Origin of the sequence: Marinobacter fuscus (assembly GCF_003007675.1) — a bacterium.
Lineage (GTDB): Bacteria > Pseudomonadota > Gammaproteobacteria > Pseudomonadales > Oleiphilaceae > Marinobacter > Marinobacter fuscus.
The window spans coordinates 1-16,538 of record NZ_PXNP01000098.1 but is presented as its reverse complement, the minus strand read 5'-3'; the positions used below and the strand labels follow the sequence as shown (position 1 = coordinate 16,538).

Annotated in this window: 15 protein-coding genes; 9 read left to right on the top strand and 6 right to left on the bottom strand. The window is 55.2% G+C overall.

The window, feature by feature from the left end:
* Positions 1 to 325 precede the first annotated feature (325 nt).
* Both C7H09_RS14160 and C7H09_RS14155 read left to right on the top strand, forming a co-directional pair.
* Positions 326 to 1,300 (top strand): porin, encoded by a 975-nt coding sequence (locus C7H09_RS14160; RefSeq protein WP_106763792.1) that lies wholly within the window; start codon positions 326 to 328, stop codon positions 1,298 to 1,300.
* 91 nt (positions 1,301 to 1,391) lie between these two features.
* Complete coding sequence (locus C7H09_RS14155) at positions 1,392 to 2,258, top strand: CYTH domain-containing protein (protein WP_106763886.1); 867 nt, start codon at positions 1,392 to 1,394, stop codon at positions 2,256 to 2,258.
* Here the strand turns inward: C7H09_RS14155 and C7H09_RS14150 are convergent.
* On the bottom strand, positions 2,255 to 3,421 hold the full coding sequence (locus C7H09_RS14150) for a potassium channel family protein (protein WP_106763790.1): 1,167 nt from the start codon (positions 3,419 to 3,421) through the stop codon (positions 2,255 to 2,257). The two genes, C7H09_RS14155 and C7H09_RS14150, sit on opposite strands and share 4 nt — an antisense overlap.
* Positions 3,422 to 3,502: 81 nt before the next feature.
* Between C7H09_RS14150 and glnE the strand changes: the two genes are divergently transcribed.
* The 3 genes from glnE (at position 3,503) to C7H09_RS14135 (ending at position 8,138) form a co-directional block, all read left to right on the top strand.
* Entirely contained in the window at positions 3,503 to 6,403 is a 2,901-nt protein-coding gene (gene glnE, locus C7H09_RS14145; protein ID WP_106763788.1) for a bifunctional [glutamate--ammonia ligase]-adenylyl-L-tyrosine phosphorylase/[glutamate--ammonia-ligase] adenylyltransferase, read from the top strand.
* 80 nt (positions 6,404 to 6,483) lie between these two features.
* Positions 6,484 to 7,407, top strand: coding sequence for a branched-chain amino acid transaminase (locus C7H09_RS14140; protein ID WP_106763786.1), 924 nt, complete (start codon positions 6,484 to 6,486; stop codon positions 7,405 to 7,407).
* Positions 7,408 to 7,415: 8 nt separating this feature from the next.
* Positions 7,416 to 8,138: a 3-deoxy-D-manno-octulosonic acid kinase gene (locus C7H09_RS14135; protein ID WP_106763784.1), complete on the top strand. Its 723-nt coding sequence runs from the start codon at positions 7,416 to 7,418 to the stop codon at positions 8,136 to 8,138.
* Here the strand turns inward: C7H09_RS14135 and C7H09_RS14130 are convergent.
* Together C7H09_RS14130 and C7H09_RS19900 are read right to left on the bottom strand one after the other, a co-directional pair.
* A complete protein-coding gene (locus tag C7H09_RS14130; protein WP_240616598.1) occupies positions 8,132 to 9,010 on the bottom strand; it encodes a lysophospholipid acyltransferase family protein in 879 nt (292 codons plus the stop codon). The genes C7H09_RS14135 and C7H09_RS14130 overlap by 7 nt on opposite strands.
* 47 nt (positions 9,011 to 9,057) lie before the next feature.
* On the bottom strand, positions 9,058 to 9,885 hold the full coding sequence (locus C7H09_RS19900; RefSeq protein ID WP_165794834.1) for a hypothetical protein: 828 nt from the start codon (positions 9,883 to 9,885) through the stop codon (positions 9,058 to 9,060).
* A 182-nt stretch (positions 9,886 to 10,067) separates the two neighbouring features.
* On the opposite strand from C7H09_RS19900, the gene C7H09_RS14120 reads away from it, so the two are divergent.
* The 4 genes from C7H09_RS14120 to C7H09_RS14105 are packed head-to-tail and all read left to right on the top strand — an operon-like array spanning position 10,068 to position 14,018.
* Positions 10,068 to 11,018 (top strand): DUF6492 family protein, encoded by a 951-nt coding sequence (locus C7H09_RS14120; RefSeq protein WP_106763778.1) that lies wholly within the window; start codon positions 10,068 to 10,070, stop codon positions 11,016 to 11,018.
* A 24-nt stretch (positions 11,019 to 11,042) separates the two neighbouring features.
* Entirely contained in the window at positions 11,043 to 12,305 is a 1,263-nt protein-coding gene (locus C7H09_RS14115; RefSeq protein WP_165794833.1) for an O-antigen ligase family protein, read from the top strand.
* On the top strand, positions 12,295 to 13,209 hold the full coding sequence (locus C7H09_RS14110) for a glycosyltransferase family 2 protein (RefSeq protein ID WP_106763774.1): 915 nt from the start codon (positions 12,295 to 12,297) through the stop codon (positions 13,207 to 13,209). Before C7H09_RS14115 ends, C7H09_RS14110 begins: the two co-directional genes overlap by 11 nt.
* A 38-nt stretch (positions 13,210 to 13,247) precedes the next feature.
* Positions 13,248 to 14,018, top strand: coding sequence for a glycosyltransferase family 25 protein (locus tag C7H09_RS14105; protein ID WP_165794832.1), 771 nt, complete (start codon positions 13,248 to 13,250; stop codon positions 14,016 to 14,018).
* Positions 14,019 to 14,110: 92 nt separating this feature from the next.
* On the opposite strand, the gene tnpC is transcribed toward C7H09_RS14105, so the two are convergent.
* From tnpC to tnpA, 3 genes are read right to left on the bottom strand one after another with little or no spacing between them, the layout of a single operon-like run.
* On the bottom strand, positions 14,111 to 15,712 hold the full coding sequence (gene tnpC / locus C7H09_RS14100; protein WP_106762036.1) for an IS66 family transposase: 1,602 nt from the start codon (positions 15,710 to 15,712) through the stop codon (positions 14,111 to 14,113).
* A gap of 57 nt (positions 15,713 to 15,769) precedes the next feature.
* On the bottom strand, positions 15,770 to 16,138 hold the full coding sequence (tnpB, locus tag C7H09_RS14095) for an IS66 family insertion sequence element accessory protein TnpB (protein ID WP_106761477.1): 369 nt from the start codon (positions 16,136 to 16,138) through the stop codon (positions 15,770 to 15,772).
* Complete coding sequence (gene tnpA, locus C7H09_RS14090; protein ID WP_106761476.1) at positions 16,138 to 16,455, bottom strand: IS66 family insertion sequence element accessory protein TnpA; 318 nt, start codon at positions 16,453 to 16,455, stop codon at positions 16,138 to 16,140. Before tnpA ends, tnpB begins: the two co-directional genes overlap by 1 nt.
* Positions 16,456 to 16,538: the final 83 nt, after the last annotated feature.

Below are 16,538 nucleotides of genomic sequence, written 5' to 3'. Positions count from 1 at the left end.
CTCGGTTTCCCAAGTTGTTGAATGGCTTGACAGTGGTGGTTTCAGAGTAAAAAAAGACCAAAAAGTAACCGTTAAAAATTTGCAAAATAGTAAACATTGTATTAAAACAGGTTCATCATGCATGGGTTTAACAACGCCATGTAAGTGATTGATAACCAAGGCAAGTGTGCTTGTCATATAAGAAGAAGAAAAGCCCGCATCCTGGGCTGCTTGCAACCGGGTGTGGTCATGAATCCGGTAAACGCTGCTTCGGCGTGTTTGCCAGAACCAGATCGGGATTTAAGCCCGTCGAAAACCTGAGTTAACTCAATAAGGAAGACGCAACATGAAAAAAACGATTCTTGCTTCTGCCATTGCAGCTGCAACTTTCTCTGGCGCTGCTCTGGCACAGGAAAGCAATCTGCCGACGGTTTACGGTAACATTCAGTACGCCGCTACCCATACCAACGTTGAAGACGGTATTTCCGAGGTTGCTCACTTCGACAACGGCTCTACTCTGGGCATCAAGCACAGCCATGAAATTGCACCGGGTGTAACTGGTTTCTTCAAGGCTGAAATGGAGTTCCAGGCTGACGATAAGGCAACCAGCTCTGGCCTGTCCAAGCTGGATGAGGCTTACATCGGTATCAAGGGCGACAGCTTCGGTCAGGTTTGGGTCGGTTCTGACGATTCCCGCTATGAAGCGGCTATCGACGAGATTTCAAACTACTTCGAAGCGCTGGGTTCAGGCACCAAGATCGGCCACGACACTGGTGAAGGCGATCTGATCCAGTACAGCTCCCCGAACTTTGCTGGCCTGCAGCTGCACGGTGCTGTTCAGATCAACGGTGACGGTGACAAGGGCGCTGCTGAAAAGTCCTACCCATACCAGGTAGCAGTGACTTACGCTCTGGACAGCCTGGAGCTGGCGGTTGCTGCCGACTCCAACGATGGCGACTATGCCTACTCCAATGGTGCTTTTGGCACCAGCGTTAACAACGAAAACACCTACGGTGTGCGTGCAAGCTACGCTGCTGGCGACCTGCGTGTAACCGGTTCCTACCAGACCCGCAAAGACGTTGGCGATGCGTGGGGCCTGTTCGCAGGTTACAGCGTTGGTGCTAACACCTTCGCGGTTGCGTACGGTTTCCAGGACGCTGACAACACAGACGACGAAGTTTCCACTCTGACTCTGCAGGCTCTGCACAACCTGTCCGACCACATGTACGTGTATGTTGAAGGTGGTCTGGAAAATAAAGACGACGGCAGCAACGACGTAGACACAACCACTCTGGCTGTGGGTGCGACTTACTACTTCTGATCAGCCTTCAGGCTAATCCAGTAGTAAAGAAAAGCCGGTGACTCAGTCACCGGCTTTTTCGTTGGTGTTTAAAAAAAAGACAGGCGAAGGTATGGCAACGGAACTGGAAATCAAGCTGACACTTTCCGAGGCGGCGTTGGCGCAGGCATGGAGGTGGCTGCTAGCGCACCCCAACGCAACTCAGGGGCCCGAAAAGCTCCTGATCAACCGCTATTTCGATACCCCGGATGCCGCGTTCAATCGTGCACGGGCTGCGCTGCGAGTACGAAAAGCGGGCGATCGCTATATCCAGACACTGAAAACCCAGGGCGAGTTTGTGAACGGTGCTCATCGGCGCCAGGAGTGGGAGTGGGATTTACCCGGCCCGGATCTGGACCTTGCCCTGCTGGTGGATACGCCATTGATGCAACAGGTGGCGTTGGATGACCTGGCCTGTGTGTTTGAAACCAACTTCCGGCGCCGGATTGTGATGCTTGAGGGAGGTGGATCTTCGGTTGAAGTGGCTGTGGATTCCGGCGAAGTGGTTGCGGGCGACCAGGTGTTGCCCCTGCACGAGGTCGAGTTTGAGCTGAAAGGCGGGTCCCCGTCGATACTGGCGAAACAGGCCATGGCGCTCGCCGGGGCTGTGCCGGTGTTTCTGAATCTGGTGAGCAAGGCAGAGCAGGGATATTACTTGGCGGGTGTTCATCAGCCGGAAGCCACAACCCTCTCACAGCCGCCATCAGCGGTGAACCTGCTGCGGGCGTTGAGTTTCGGTTGGCTGACGGGGCAGAGCGTTCAAGTGCCTGCACCCTGGCTGGCGGCCCTGGCGTTGCCACAGGCGGACGACGCCGTGCTAGCCAGTTGGGCCCAGGCCCGGGTATTGCTCGCCGAGGGCATCAAGGTGCCAGCTTTACTGGCCCGCCTGCCAGCCTTCGGCAAGGTTCAGCTGGCGCTGGCGTTATCGGCAGACACCTAGGTGGTTTCGCCGTTGCCTTTCGCTGCGTCTTTTTTTTCCCGCAGCGTGCGCCACTGTTTCAGAAACTCCCGATAGCGATCCAGGGCTTCCTCAACCTCCGAAACATCCGGCGTATCGTTTGAGCGCACCAGTACGATCAGGCCCTTGCCTTCCACCTCCTCGTTGGTGTCGGGATGGCAGACCACTTCATTATCGTGGTCGATGTAAGCCAGGGCGGTGCCAATGCCGTGGCGCACCAGAGCACTGACAATATCCGCCCAGGACAGGTCGTCCAGTTCCAGGTCGTAGCGGTGTGGGTGGTCCTTTTCATAGTTGAACATATCTTCCAGAACCCGCTCGGAACCGGGCGCAACCACCGAGCGCACCATGATTTCCGGGTAAGTGCGCACCGGGCGGATGGTGGTGCGAACACCCAGCGCCTTGAAGCGCTCACGGTTGTGGTCGTTCACGCATTCAACGGTGGTTTTGCTGCCGAGGTTGGACTCCGCCAGGCGGTGGGCAATGTCAAAGGTGAGGCTGTCAGAAAACGGGTCGGACTCGTCTGAAGCGAGCACAATAATGTGCCGCGCGCTGCCCGCATGCACGGCCTTCAGGGCTTCCGGGTCGTTACCTGCGCCATGGAAGTGTACCAGCCCGGCATCGTTCAGTTCGGAGGGCAGCCCGCCCGGAAATTGCCGGGTCAGTATCATGATCGGCACCGTGTGATACTCCGGGATCGACCGGATTTGCGATGCGAAGCGCATGAAATACTGCTCGCCACCGCGGCTTGGGGTGTTGATGATTACAATGTGCTCTTTCATGTTGTATACCCAGCGTCCGGTCAGAATGCGTTCTCGACGATAGAAACGATACTCAATGTAGTCGCTCACAATCAGCGTGAGCAGCGTGATTGAGGCAACAAACATCAGCGAGATGGTACTGATGCGGCCAATGGTGGTGACAGGTGCGTAATCGCCATAGCCCACGGTTGCCAGAGTGGTCATGGTCAGCCACACGGCTTCCAGCAGTGAGAGTGGCTCGGCAGCCCACAGCACCAGAATCTGGGTGCAGACAAGGCCTCCCAGAATCAGGAATAGCCGCTTGATCCGGCTGCGTATAAGCCCGCCCATGGGCAGGTGCGACTGAGTGTGCTCCGGGTTCAATGGGCGTCGGTTTCGCATCATGGCAGTAAGCGGGCCTGTTCAGTCCTTGGCGAGTTCGTTATACAGTACCTGAAATATACCAGAGAGACAGAGGGTTGCGTTATGTCTGAACCATGGGCGTCATTGCCGGCCGAGCTTGCCAACGATGTGTCGCGTTGCTGGCCATCGGTGTTTCCGGACGCCGTGCCCGACTGGATCGAACAGTCCGGTGTCTCTTCCAGTGAGCTGGCGGAGGCGCTGGCCCGCAGCCTTTTTTTGCGAGAGACCCTGCAGCGCCACGCCTCGCTGATCAAACTGGCGGTTCTGGCGCGGCCCTTGTCTGAACCTACCACCGGGGCCTGGCTGGCTCAGCGCTGGCAAGACTATTTGGCCGACGTAGATTCCGAGGAAAGCCTGCACAGGGCTTTGCGGCAATACCGCCGGGAAGTTCAGTTCCGGATTCTCTGGCGGGATCTGATGCGCTGGGCGGATTTGAATGAAACTGTGCTGGCCACCAGTGAGTTTGCCGATATCGCCATCGATGGTGCGCTGGCCTGGCTTTACAGCCGGACTTGTGAAGAGCTGGGCACACCCTGGGGCATCGATCCGGTCACCCGGCAGGAGGCGCCCCAGCAAATGGTAGTGATCGGTATGGGTAAGCTCGGGGGGCGCGAGCTGAATGTGTCTTCGGACATTGATCTGATTTTCGCCTTTCCGTCCAAAGGGGAAACCCGCGGCGGTCGTCGCGCACTGGATAATCAGCAGTTTTTCATTCGCCTTGGGCAGCGGCTGATTCAGGCACTGGACCCAATGACCGCAGACGGCTTCGTGTTTCGGGTGGACATGCGCCTGCGTCCCTATGGCCAGAGTGGTGCGCTGGCGCTGAGCTTCGCGGCACTGGAAACCTATTATCAGGACCAGGGGCGGGACTGGGAGCGTTACGCCATGGTGAAATCCCGCGTGGTGGCCGGTGATAAACGGGCTGGGCAGGTTTTGATGGAGAGCCTGAGGCCGTTTGTTTACCGGAAATACATTGATTTCAGTGCCTTTGAGTCCCTGCGCAACATGAAGGACATGATCAGCCGGGAAGTGCGCCGCAAGGGCCTGGAAAACAACATTAAACTGGGCAGCGGTGGTATCCGGGAAATCGAATTCGTGGTGCAGGCGTTCCAACTGATCCGTGGCGGCCGTGATCGCGAATTGCAGCAGCGCGAACTTCTGCAGATTCTCAATGAGCTCGAGGCGCTGGAGTTGCTGCCCACCACCGTAGTCGGCGAACTGCGGGAGGCCTATGTATTCCTGAGGAACCTGGAGCATGCCCTGCAGGGTGTGGAAGACAAGCAAACCCAGGTGTTGCCTGACGATGCCTTGTCCTGCGCCCGTATCGCCAGAATCATGGGTTTTGAGCGTTGGCAGGATTGCCTGGCCCGGCTTGATGCCCATCGGCAAAAGGTGGCGAGCCATTTCGCCGACATTATTGCCACCGATGACGGAGACCAGGGCGAGGACAGCAAGGTTGATGATGGCTGCTACGACCTTTGGCTGGCGGAAATGGAGCCGGAGGCCGCCGTTGACTGGTTAACCCGCCAGGGCTTCGAGAATCCCGAAGACAGTTACCAGCTTTTGGCCCGGCTGCGTGACAGTCGAACGGTACAAACCCTGCAGACTCAGGGGCGGCAACGTCTTAACGGGTTTATTCCTTTGCTTCTGGATGCCTTGATTGAGGTGGACAATGCCTCGGAAACTCTGGAGCGGGTGGTGCATCTGGTCGAGGCGATTCTGCGCCGTAGCGCCTACATGGTGCTGTTGATGGAAAACCCGGGTGCGATGAGCCAGTTGGTGCAACTGTGCAGTGAGAGCCCTTGGATTGCCGGATTGCTTGCAGATACCCCCTTGCTGTTGGACGAGTTACTGAACGCGGAAAGTCTGTACAGCCCACCGGCAAAAGAGGCCTTGCAGGACGACCTGCGCCAGCAGATGTTGCGGATTCCCTATGAAGACCTGGAAGAGCAGATGGAGGCTTTGCGCTATTTTAAGAAAGCGCATGTGCTGCGGGTTGCCGCATCTGAGTTGAAGGGCACCTTGCCATTGATGAAGGTGAGCGATTACCTGACCTGGATTGCCGAGGTGGTGCTGGACCATGTGGTCGACGTGGCCTTTTCCAACCTGGTCAGCCGCCACGGTTATCCGCAACGCCAGGACGGCTCGGTGTGCGATACGGAGTTTGCTGTTATCGGCTACGGCAAGTTCGGCGGCATCGAGCTCAGCTACGGCTCGGATCTGGATCTGGTATTTGTTCATCAGGCCGACCCTCAGCTCGCCACTGACGGAGATCGCCCCATCGATAATGCGGTGTTCTACACCCGTCTGGGGCAGCGCATTGTGCACATTCTCAGCACCCAGACGCCCTCTGGCCAGCTCTACGATGTCGATATGCGGCTGCGGCCATCGGGTAACTCCGGGTTACTGGTGACAACCTTGCAGGCCTTCGCCAGGTATCAGCAGGAAAACGCCTGGACCTGGGAACATCAGGCCCTGGCCCGGGCCAGGGCAGTGGCGGGGTGCGAACACACGGTCGCGGCGTTTGAGGATATTCGGCGCCAGATGCTGTGCACCCCCCGGGATGCTGAAGTGTTGCGCTCAGACGTTATTGAAATGCGGGATAAAATGCGCGCAAGTCTGGCTACGCCGGAGACAAAGCAGGCGGAGACGTTTCATGTAAAACACGATCCCGGGGGCATTGTCGATATTGAGTTTTTGGTGCAGTACCTGATGCTTGCCTGGAGTGAGCGGCACCCGGAGTTGACCCGCTGGAGCGACAACATCCGCCAGTTGGAAGAGCTTGGGCGGGCAGGGGTTTTACCGGTAGAAGATACCGAGCGCTTGCGGGATATCTACATCACCTTGCGCGCGACCATTCATCGGCGCGCCTTGCAGAATCTGAACAGCCAGGTAGCGGCGGACAGTTTCACCGATGAGCGCGCTTTTGTAACGGCGCTCTGGCAGAAACTCGTGGTGGGTTGAATGGCTTCCGTGTATTTTACGCGGGATTTCCTGCTAGAATGCAAAGTCCTTAAAATCCGCTTTTTCAGGAGCAGAACAGAATGTCAATGGCTGATCGCGATGGCCTTATCTGGCTGGATGGTGAAATGGTTCCCTGGCGGGAAGCCAAAACCCACGTCCTAACCCATACGCTGCACTATGGTCTGGGTTGTTTTGAAGGGGTGAGAGCCTACAACACTGCCAACGGCCCCGCGATTTTCCGGTTGAAAGAGCACACTGATCGTCTGTTCCGTTCTGCGCATATCCTGAACATGAAAATGCCGTTCAGCAAAGAAGAACTGAACGAAGCCCAGCGTGCCGCGGTGCGCGAGAACAATCTGGACGAAGCCTACCTGCGGCCGATGGCCTTTCTGGGTTCGGAAGGCATGGGCCTGCGCGCCGACAACCTGAAAGTGCATGTGATGGTTGCCGCCTGGAGCTGGCCGTCTTACATGTCACCGGAAGCCAAAGAGCTGGGCATCAAGGTTCGCACGTCGTCCTACACCCGCCATCATGTGAACATCACCATGTGTAAGGCGAAGGCCAACGGCAACTACATCAACTCCATGCTGGCGTTGAATGAAGCCATCTCCGGCGGCGCCGAAGAAGCACTGCTACTGGATAACGAAGGCTACGTAGCGGAAGGTTCCGGTGAGAATATTTTCATCGTTCGTGATGGTGTGCTGCACACTCCGGAGCTGACGTCCTGTCTGGAAGGTATCACCCGGGCGACCATCATTGATTTCGCCCGGGAATTGGGGCTGCAGGTGAAAGAGCGCCGGATTACCCGTGACGAAGTCTACGTGGCCGAGGAAGCGTTCTTCACCGGTACCGCAGCAGAAGTGTTGCCGATTCGGGAGCTGGATGGCCGTCAGATTGGCGAGGGCAAGCGCGGGCCGGTGACCGAGAAACTGCAGAGCATGTATTTTGATGCGGTAAAAGGGAAGCTGGCGCAGCATGCGGATTGGCTGACCCTGGTGCGGTAAAGCCATCAATGGAGCAACCGCAATATAAGCGACAGGAAGGAGCCACCGGCGTTAGCCTGGTGGCTCCTTCGTTTCTGGGGCTGTTCGATGAACGCTGGTATGATCCGGCGTTCTGGCAGGACGGTGCCAGCGCCGTGACCCGGGGAGGCCGTGGGGCCGCATGGTTTATCCGCGCGGGCTCTGATCAACTGGTGCTCAGGCATTTCTGCCGAGGGGGGATTCCCGGGCGATTTATCCGGCGGCACTACCTGTTCACCGGAGAAGACCATGTCCGGTCCTTTTCCGAATTCCGCCTTCTGGACCAGTTGTTTCGCCGGGGGTTTCCGGTTCCTGAGCCTGTGGCTGCCGGTTATCAGAAAGAGAAGCTCGGCACCTATCAGGCGGCGTTAATCATGCGCTGTATTCCGGGGGCAATCCCTTTGGCAGAGTGCGCGCAGCCCGGCGATCATAAAACCTGGCAGGCCGCGGGGCAGTGTGTGCGCCGGTTCCACGATGCCAGCGTTTTTCACGCAGATCTCAACTGCATGAACGTTCTGGTATCTGATGAAATCTACCTGATTGATTTTGACCGTGGGCGCATGATGCCCTCATCCTCTGATGACCGCTGGAAGCGGGCCAATCTCAGCCGTTTCGAACGATCGGTTCACAAATGCCTTGGCGCTGTCGGCACAGAGCCCCGGGATGGCCTCTGGCAGGCATTTCTTACAGGCTATGGAGCACGCCCTCAATAAACCGGCGTGTGCCCGGGGGCGGTACGCCTGAACCGCTTGTATTCCCACTGATACTGCTCCGGAGCCTCTGCGATGCACTTTTCCACGGACTGGTTCAGTGCAGCCAGGGATTCGGTCATGTCTTTTGAGGTCATGCCCGCCTCGGCTTTGCGAATGACAATTTTGAACCCCCGGCCGTCGGGCAGTCTGTGGGCGTAGGTGATCAGCGGCACAGCCCCTGTCTTGTGTACCAGTTTCGAGGCGAGTGTCATGGTGATGGCGGGAATGCCGAAGAAGGGCGCAAACTCGCCACCTTCTCTGCGTGGGGTCTGATCCGGCAGTATGCCAACAACGCCGCCCTCACGGAGGATAGCGAACAGGCGCATGATGCCCCGGCGATCAGTGGCAACCAGCTCTGAACCGCTCCGGCTTCTTACGGTTTTGATGTAGTTCTCAAGGCCGGGTTGGTTCGGTGGGCTGTACAACGCTGCCATTTTGTAGCGTGATGCGAAGAATAGGCCGGTTAGCTCCCAGTTACCGAGGTGGGGGGCTAGTAACAGCAGTCCTTGTTTGCCGGCGGTGTAATCGCTCAGGAGCTCTTCACCTTCGATCTCCCGGATCAATCCCAGGCATTTTTCAACGGGCCATTCCCACATAATCGGTAGCTCCAGTGCGGTAGCACCGGTTTCGCGCAGGCTCTGGCGACCCATGGTTTCGATTTCGTCCTCGCGCAGCTCGGGGTAGCAGGCGCGAAGATTCTTGCGAGTCGTTTCTACCGAGCGCCCATTGAGTTTCCACGCAATACTGCCGAGCAGGCGGCCCAGGCGCTGGGCGTTGCCGAGGCTAAGCATCGACAGCAGGCGGAAAACCACTTTGATGAGCTTGCCGGTCACGAAATCTTTCCATCTAAGGTAGAAACAGGGCCGAAAAAGTACCATTGTCACAAACCCTGCACAAGGTGATTGACGCGTTGTAACAGCATGGCTGTCGGCTTTTCAATCGTCGCCGTGATAGAATTCGCGGGTTTTTCCAAGACGTTGCCCGGGCCCAAACTATGTGGAACCTGATAAAACTTGCCTTTTTCCGGTTTGCGGCCGGAGGCTGGATTCCTGCGGGGTGGTTCGAGCCTGACCTGCCGCCAAAGAATACGCGTGCTGCGCGCACCGGACACCTGAAACTGGAAGTAGTCAGCCATTGCTGGAACTATTCTCATTTTCTGGTTTACCAGCTGAGCTCGTTGGTGCTGTTCCCGCCAAAAGAGCTGGATGTCACCATGACGGTTTTCTACAGTCCGGAAGACAAAAAGACAGAGGAGCTTCTTGCCTTTTTCGGTGATCAGGTAGCGCCCGGCATTACCTGGAACTGGCAGCCCGTCCCTAAGCAGGAGCTGTTTCGCCGAGGCATTGGCCGAAACCGTGCCGCGCTTGCCACGGCGGCAGACTGGGTGTGGTTTACTGATTGTGATCTGATGTTTCGTGATGGTTGTCTGGATGCCTTGGCAAAGGTGCTTCAGGGGCGTCAGGACGCCTTGCTGTTTCCTGAACAAGAGCATACTACTGATTTGTTGGCTGAGGATAACCCCATGTTGCAAGCGGGTACCAAAGGGCCGCAAGTCCTCGATATTGACACCGGCTCCTTCACCACCAGAATCATTGCCAAAGCCACCGGCCCGCTTCAGATTGCTCATGGTGATGTGTGTCGAGTCGTGGGTTATTGCCGAAACATCAGATTGTATCAACAGCCGGTAGAAAGTTTCGCCAAATGCCATGAAGACCGAGCCTTCCGGTGGTTACTTCAGAGTCAGGGAGTGCCTATTCAGATTCCCGGAGTTTACAGGATTCGCCATGTTGCCAAAGGCCGGTATTCCGGCAATGAAGCCCGGAGTAAACTCAGGACCAGGCTCCGGGTTTGGCAGTCTAGGTGGCGCGACCGGAAGCAGGACAACCTCTCATGAGTCGCCTCCAGAGAACGGTTCTGATTACACCGACTTGGGCTGGTGATTTTGAGCATTTTCGATTGATGCGAGCCTCGCTTGAGCATTCGGGGTTGAGCCATCTGCCCCACTATGTGGTGGTTCAGCATGAGGATCTCGAACTGTTCCGAGAGTTTGCCGACAAACCCGGCCTGCATCTTCTGTCGACTCGGGATGTTTTGCCACCCGATGTGGAAGCAATCCGCGTGAGGGCTCGAAACCTTTCGGCGAGGCTTGGGCGGGATCTTACTAAGATATGCGGGAGTCTGAAACGCCTTATTTCGTGGCCAATGTGGCCCTCTTATACCGGCTGGCATACCCAGCAGCTATGCAAACTGAAGCTGGCGAGTGAGCTTGATTGTGATCTGGCCGTGATCATTGATTCGGATGTGTACATTACGCCGGCAGCACAAGTCGATGATTTTGTATCGACTGCAAAGGCTGTGTGTTTTGCCGACTGGAAATCGCGAACTGATTTGAAGGGAAAGGTGGCTAACTGGGTGTCGGTTTCAGAGGCGATGGCAGGGGCCGTCAACGCCGACCGTAAGGTTAATGTCTATTTTGACACGCCTTTTGTTTTCGATCAGAGGCTTTTGCGTGCGGCCCTGAATTTTCTGGAGAGGGGTAGCAGAAAACGTTGGTGGCAGGTGCTCCTGGATCAACCTCCCAGAAGGTGGTCCGAATTCGGCTACTACAAAGCATTTCTGGCGTGTCAGTGCGACGCCAGTGAGGTCGAATGGCGTAACCCAGTATCAAGTCGTTACATATTTGATACCAGCGATCCTGAAAAGGTTATTCACACTGTGACCTCGATGCGTGGGGATCCATGCGTGCACTACATTACGATTCATTCGCAGGCTAGTGGGCGAGAGAATTGGGCCCCCAGTGCTTATATAGATCCGTTGATTCGTCAATTAAAGGCGGGCTGACGACCTATGCAGAGTGTTGTAGATATGGGGCAGAATTCCAGTGGTCGTGAAATGACGGCTGTATGGTTTGGTCGATTGGGGTTTCTGTTTGGTATCTGGCTTTTCTTAAGCGTATCTGCGCCTGAGGTGGTATTCAGAACCTTTTTTCACGCTTTGATCTTACCTCTCACCGCATATCTGGCTTTGCAGAGGCGGGATCTGGTTGATCTGAAAGAGCCGTTTATCGCTGTTTTCGTCCTTTTCTGTGCCTATATGTCTGTTTCTACATGGTTTGTGGGGAGTGGTCCTGTTAAGGATGACTGGCAGGCGTCACGGTGGGGCGTTGAAGCGGCCTTTGGCATGCTCGCATTTCGCCTGTGGATGTCCAGTATCGTTCGTTACAGAAAGGTATGGGGATATGTATTTTTGTGTGCGGCACTACTCGGTTCTCTGGCAGGCGTGGCAACTGTTCCGTTGCCTGAGTTTGGGGGCTTGCGGACGGGTGGTTTGGGTATGTTGGAGCATCCTATTCAAGGCGCGTCGATAGCGATTGTGCTCATGGCAATTGGCTTGTTTATCTTGTTGCATAGAAATGAGCCAATACAGCCCGCCGAAGTGTTTTTCGCTGTTCTGGTGATCGTTGCTACCTGCGTCTTTGTGATAATGACCAAAAGTCGGGCTCCCATTCTGACAATGTGCGCCTATTTGACGTTTTTTGTTTTTGTTCTCGGGGCCAGATTCCGCCCGCACCTGACCGCATTTTGTGTTGTCTTTGCGGGAGCCCTAATCGTAGTAAGTGTTCAGTCACTCGTGGGATTTGAACCCTTGGTTGAACAACTATTCAAGAGAGGCGATGCACATCGCTTTGATATTTGGGAGGCTTACGCATCCTACCCGCCCGAGTCTCTCTGGTTTGGCAACGGTGCGGGAATGGACTTCAAGTTGATGGATGCCTCGCGTCAGTTTCTTGAACCTTTGGGGCTCGATATATCCCATCCGCACAATATCTGGCTTGGGGTTTGGGCTGAAACGGGTTTTATTGGCGTTGCATTCCAGCTTGCCTTATTGGGATTGCCGGTGCTTTGGGCTATTAAGGCGCCAACCAATCCCCTGGTAAAACTGCATTTGTTGGCGCTTCTTGCACTCTTTGTGATGCTCACCTTCACGGATGAATACACCTTGCTGATTTCGATGCACCCAGTCTGGTTGATTGGTTGGCTTCCTTTGATATTTGTGTGGTCATGGGCCTGTTCCGCTCGTGCAGCGGTGAGGAAACTTAACAGGGCTGGGGAGGCTTATGTCCAATAACCGAATAGCCGTGTGTATCTTTTCGTTCAATCGAGGGAAATTTCTCCGAAATTGTGTTGAGTCGATTCTACGATGCATCCCGGACGCAGACATTGCCATTTTTGATGACAACAGCACTGACTCCGAAACCTGCGAGTATCTGAACACTATTTCGGACACCTGTGAGGTAATCAAACCGGAGAAAGAGGGCAGCATTAAGCATGGCGGTCTCTATCATAATATGAACTCGGCGCTTACACGGTTTCAGAGTCGTCGCCTTGTTTGTTTTCTTCAGGATGATACGCAAGTTGTTCGACCTATATCGCCAGAAGAATTGACCGCTCTGGATAAGCTGTTTGACGATACGGAAGGTCTTGGGTTTATTCATCCTTGCTTCATTCGAGGTGTCGACCTGACGAAACGGCCGATAACACCATTACAGGGACCATCAGCCGAATTTTTCTTCAGGAAGGACACGGGGCAGAGTGCAGGTATCCACTACTCTGATCTGGTTGTTTTTCGTCCGGAGAGACTTATCGAGGCAGGCTGGCAATTCAAGCAGTCCGAACCTGCCAATGACCAACAGGCAAAGTCGCTTTTCGGGATGATGGCGTACATGTGGCTGCCTTTCGCAATGTGGCTGCCTGAAGTTCCTGCATATCGGGGAAAGAATAAAACCTTGGGACTGAAGCTCGCAGAGCGTAAGAAAGGTGTGGGTTTCTATCCTTTTCGGATTTGGTCTGAGGGGCGGGCAAAAGAAATCACATCTGTACCCGACCAAAAGTTGCCCGTGGCCGAGGAATTTCTTGAGTGTACTCCCAAAGATCCACCTAAGCCCTGGACCTATAATCCATTAACGGGATTGCGGTTTTATAAGCAGCTCAACAATCTTGAAGTTGCTCTCAGGCGATGGTTCAAGCACTAGTTTTTGGCGCGGGTTAGTTTCTCTTTAGGAATAGTATGATGAATGATCAGCCTGAAATAATTGTCATCAGCCTTCTCAGGGCGGTTGAGCGCCGAGAAGCGATTAAGGCACAGTTTTCGCACTTGGGCGTAGACTTTCACTTCTTCGATGCTGTGGATGGCAAGAAAGGACATGAGCTGTTTTTAAGGTTCGATGCACGGAAGGCGAAGCGTATTGGAGAAATTCCGCTTACTGCAGGACATTTGGGCTGTTATGCCAGTCACTACCTGGTGTGGCAGCGCTGCTCTGAGTCCAACAAGCCGCTCATTGTTCTGGAGGATGACGCACAAATTTTTGAGGAATCATTTTCGCGGTTTCTCAGTGTTTGCCCAGCTCTTCCAGAGACTATTGAGTGTGTAAGGCTGTTTGACAGCAGATCCAGGAACACGGAAAGGTTAAGAGTCTTTGATCAAAACGGCGTAACGGTTTGCAAGTTTCTCAGGGGGCATAAAAGTGCCACCGGATACTTTTTAAGGCCTTCTGCAGCAAGAAAATTTTTACAGTACGCGGACACCTGGGCCGAGCCAGTTGATATTGAAATGGATCAGTTTTGGGACAACGGTGTCGAGTGCTTTGGTGTTGAGCAAGCGTGCGTGACCAACAACCCGGAATTTGAGTCTGCTATCGACACCGGCTTTAATACCAAAGACTTGAGAAAAGGTTTGATGCGGCTTCGCTGGCGTTGGTATTTGATCAAGGGGAAAATTCGTAGGGAGATTCATAATTTCAAATTCAGGAAATCGCTGAATTTGGGCCAGAAGAAATCTTAGCGGCAGGCTTGGCATGGCCGAGTAGGTGGTTTGAATTGTCTAATATTCCAAAATGCTTTCACTGTAAGCGCCGTTAAATCGACCCGCTTGCCCTAATCGTATTGAGCCACTTTTTTCGAAGCCGGCAACTCGGCATTCCAGGGCAGCAACGCTTCGAGCTTCTCCAGCGTGTCGGACTCAGCAATGCGTTCCAACACATGGTGGATATAAGCTGAAGGCTCCAGGCCATTGGCCTTGGCGGTTTCGATGAGCGAATAGCAGGTGGCGCTGGCTTTCGCCCCTTGTGAGGTATCGGCGAAGAGCCAGGCCTTTCTGCCGAGGGCAAACGGGCGGATGGCGTTCTCGGCTCCGGCATTGCTGATCTTCAGGTCACCGCGCTCACAGTAGCCGACCAGGTAGTCCCATTGGTTCAGGGTGTAATCCATGGCCTGACGGGTAAGCAGGCCTTTCATCACCTTGGGGGCATTTTTCTCCAGCCAGGCTTTAAAGGCGTTCAACAACGGCAGACTCTTTTCCTGGCGAACCCGATATCGCTCCGCGTCGCTCAGATCCCGGGCGGCCTTTTCAATGGCGTACAGTTTGCGGATGTGGCTCAGGGCTACATCCGCCTTTGAGGGTTGGCCTTTTTTGCCTTTGGCCGGTGCCGCCCGGGACGCCTCCACGTACTTACGTCTCGCGTGATCCCAACACCCGATCCGCGTCAGCTTGTTCGTGGCACAGACCTGCCCATAGCCGGAATAGCCATCGGCTTGCAGAATGCCCTGGAAGTCATCCAGCAGACGCACCGGTACCTTGCCACCTCGTGATGGATCATACTCGAACAGAACCGAAGGTTTTCCCGGTGGACCACCCCGGGTGACCCACATCCATTTGTCGGATTGGGCGGTCTTACCGTCTTCCTTGAGCACCTGGATCCGGGTTTCATCGGCTTGCAGGTAATCACCGCTATTCTGGGTTTCCCGCATCAGGTTGATCAGCGGCTGGAAGACGTCATTCAGCCGGATGATCCAGTGAGCCATGCTGGTGCGACTCACTTCATGCCCCAGGCGCTGGAACATTTGTTCCTGACGGTACAACGGCAGACCGTCGGCATACTTGGAGGTAATGAGGTAAGCCAGCAGTGACGGGGTGGCGATGCACTTGCCCAGCGGGCGCGCCGGACGGGCAGCCGCAACAATGCGCTCTTCGCCGTCCTGCTCGAACACCGCCTTTTCCTGCCAGTACTCCAGCACTTTCAGTTGAGCGGGAATGTACTCCAGCTCTTCCTTCACCTTGGTGAAGAAGGTCTTGCTGGCACCGGCTTTCTCTTCGTCGCTGAGGGTTAATTCAATACGCTCACGCAGCAGCGTATCGGAGAAGCCACGTTGGCGGCGCTTGCGGGAACGGCGGGGCGTCTCTTCCTCTTCGACATCGTCCGGCAGCTCATCGCGCAGTTCATCAATCTCGACTTCCAGCTCGACCTCATCGAACAGCAGGATCTGATTGGGCAGCTTTTCACTGCTGGCGGCGAACTGCTGGATCTTCTTATGGCGCAGCAGTTCTTCGAGGATCTCGATGCGAGCGTCTCGTCGCTGGATGGCGTCTTCTTTGGAGGCGAGTTGCTGCTGAAGGCCGCTGATAACCGCCACCATCTCAGCGGTCGATAAACCGTTGAGATCCGGGGTTTTGAGGGCGTTATCAGGCGTTGATTTCATGGCGGAATTATAGCAAAAACAATGCCCTGGCACACCTAAAACGTAATGCAAAAAGGGCTATCCGACACTCTCATAGTGCAGGGTTTTATGGCCCCGCAACAGACTGATGTCGTAGCCGTCCAACAACCAGTTGATCTGTTCACCGGTCAGCGGCATCAGCTCATCCGCAGGCCCTGGCCACTTGAATTTTTCCTCAGCCAAGGCTTTGTAATAGAGCACAAAGCCGTTGTCTTCCCACATTAGACATTTGATCTTGTTCCGCTGCCGGTTGGTGAAGGCGTAAAGTGCACCGGAGAATGGGCTGTGCCCCAGTTCCTGTTCAACCAGCAGGGCCAGGCCGTTGGCCTGCTTGCGGAAGTCGATGGGCTTTCGGTACAGGTAGATCTCCGGCAAATCCCTGGAAGGGCGCAGATAGCGGTGACGCATCACAGCTGTCTCAAGACGGCACCCAGCAAATCGATATTACCGGCATGCAGACCGGTGATCGATACGCCGCCGGGCAGTGACACGGTCAAACTGACTCCGGCATCCGGAGTCGGAGTCGGAGTCACGCGAGTGAATCCGGATCGAGCGTGAACCGGTTCATCACTGGATTCGACACGACCGGTCAGCTTCTGCCGCCAGTAGACAAACCGATGATAAACAAGCGACTCTTGTTTGCAGTAGGCTGCACCGGACAGGCCCGAGGCCTGCCAGTCCGACAGCGTCTCTTGCCAGAACTGGTGTAAATCAGGGGTAGTCATCGGATTCCTCTTTAATGTGAAAGCAGGAATCAGTGTGGCGAAACTCGGGCGTCAGCTACAGGTGCGGATTTATTGGCGCTTAC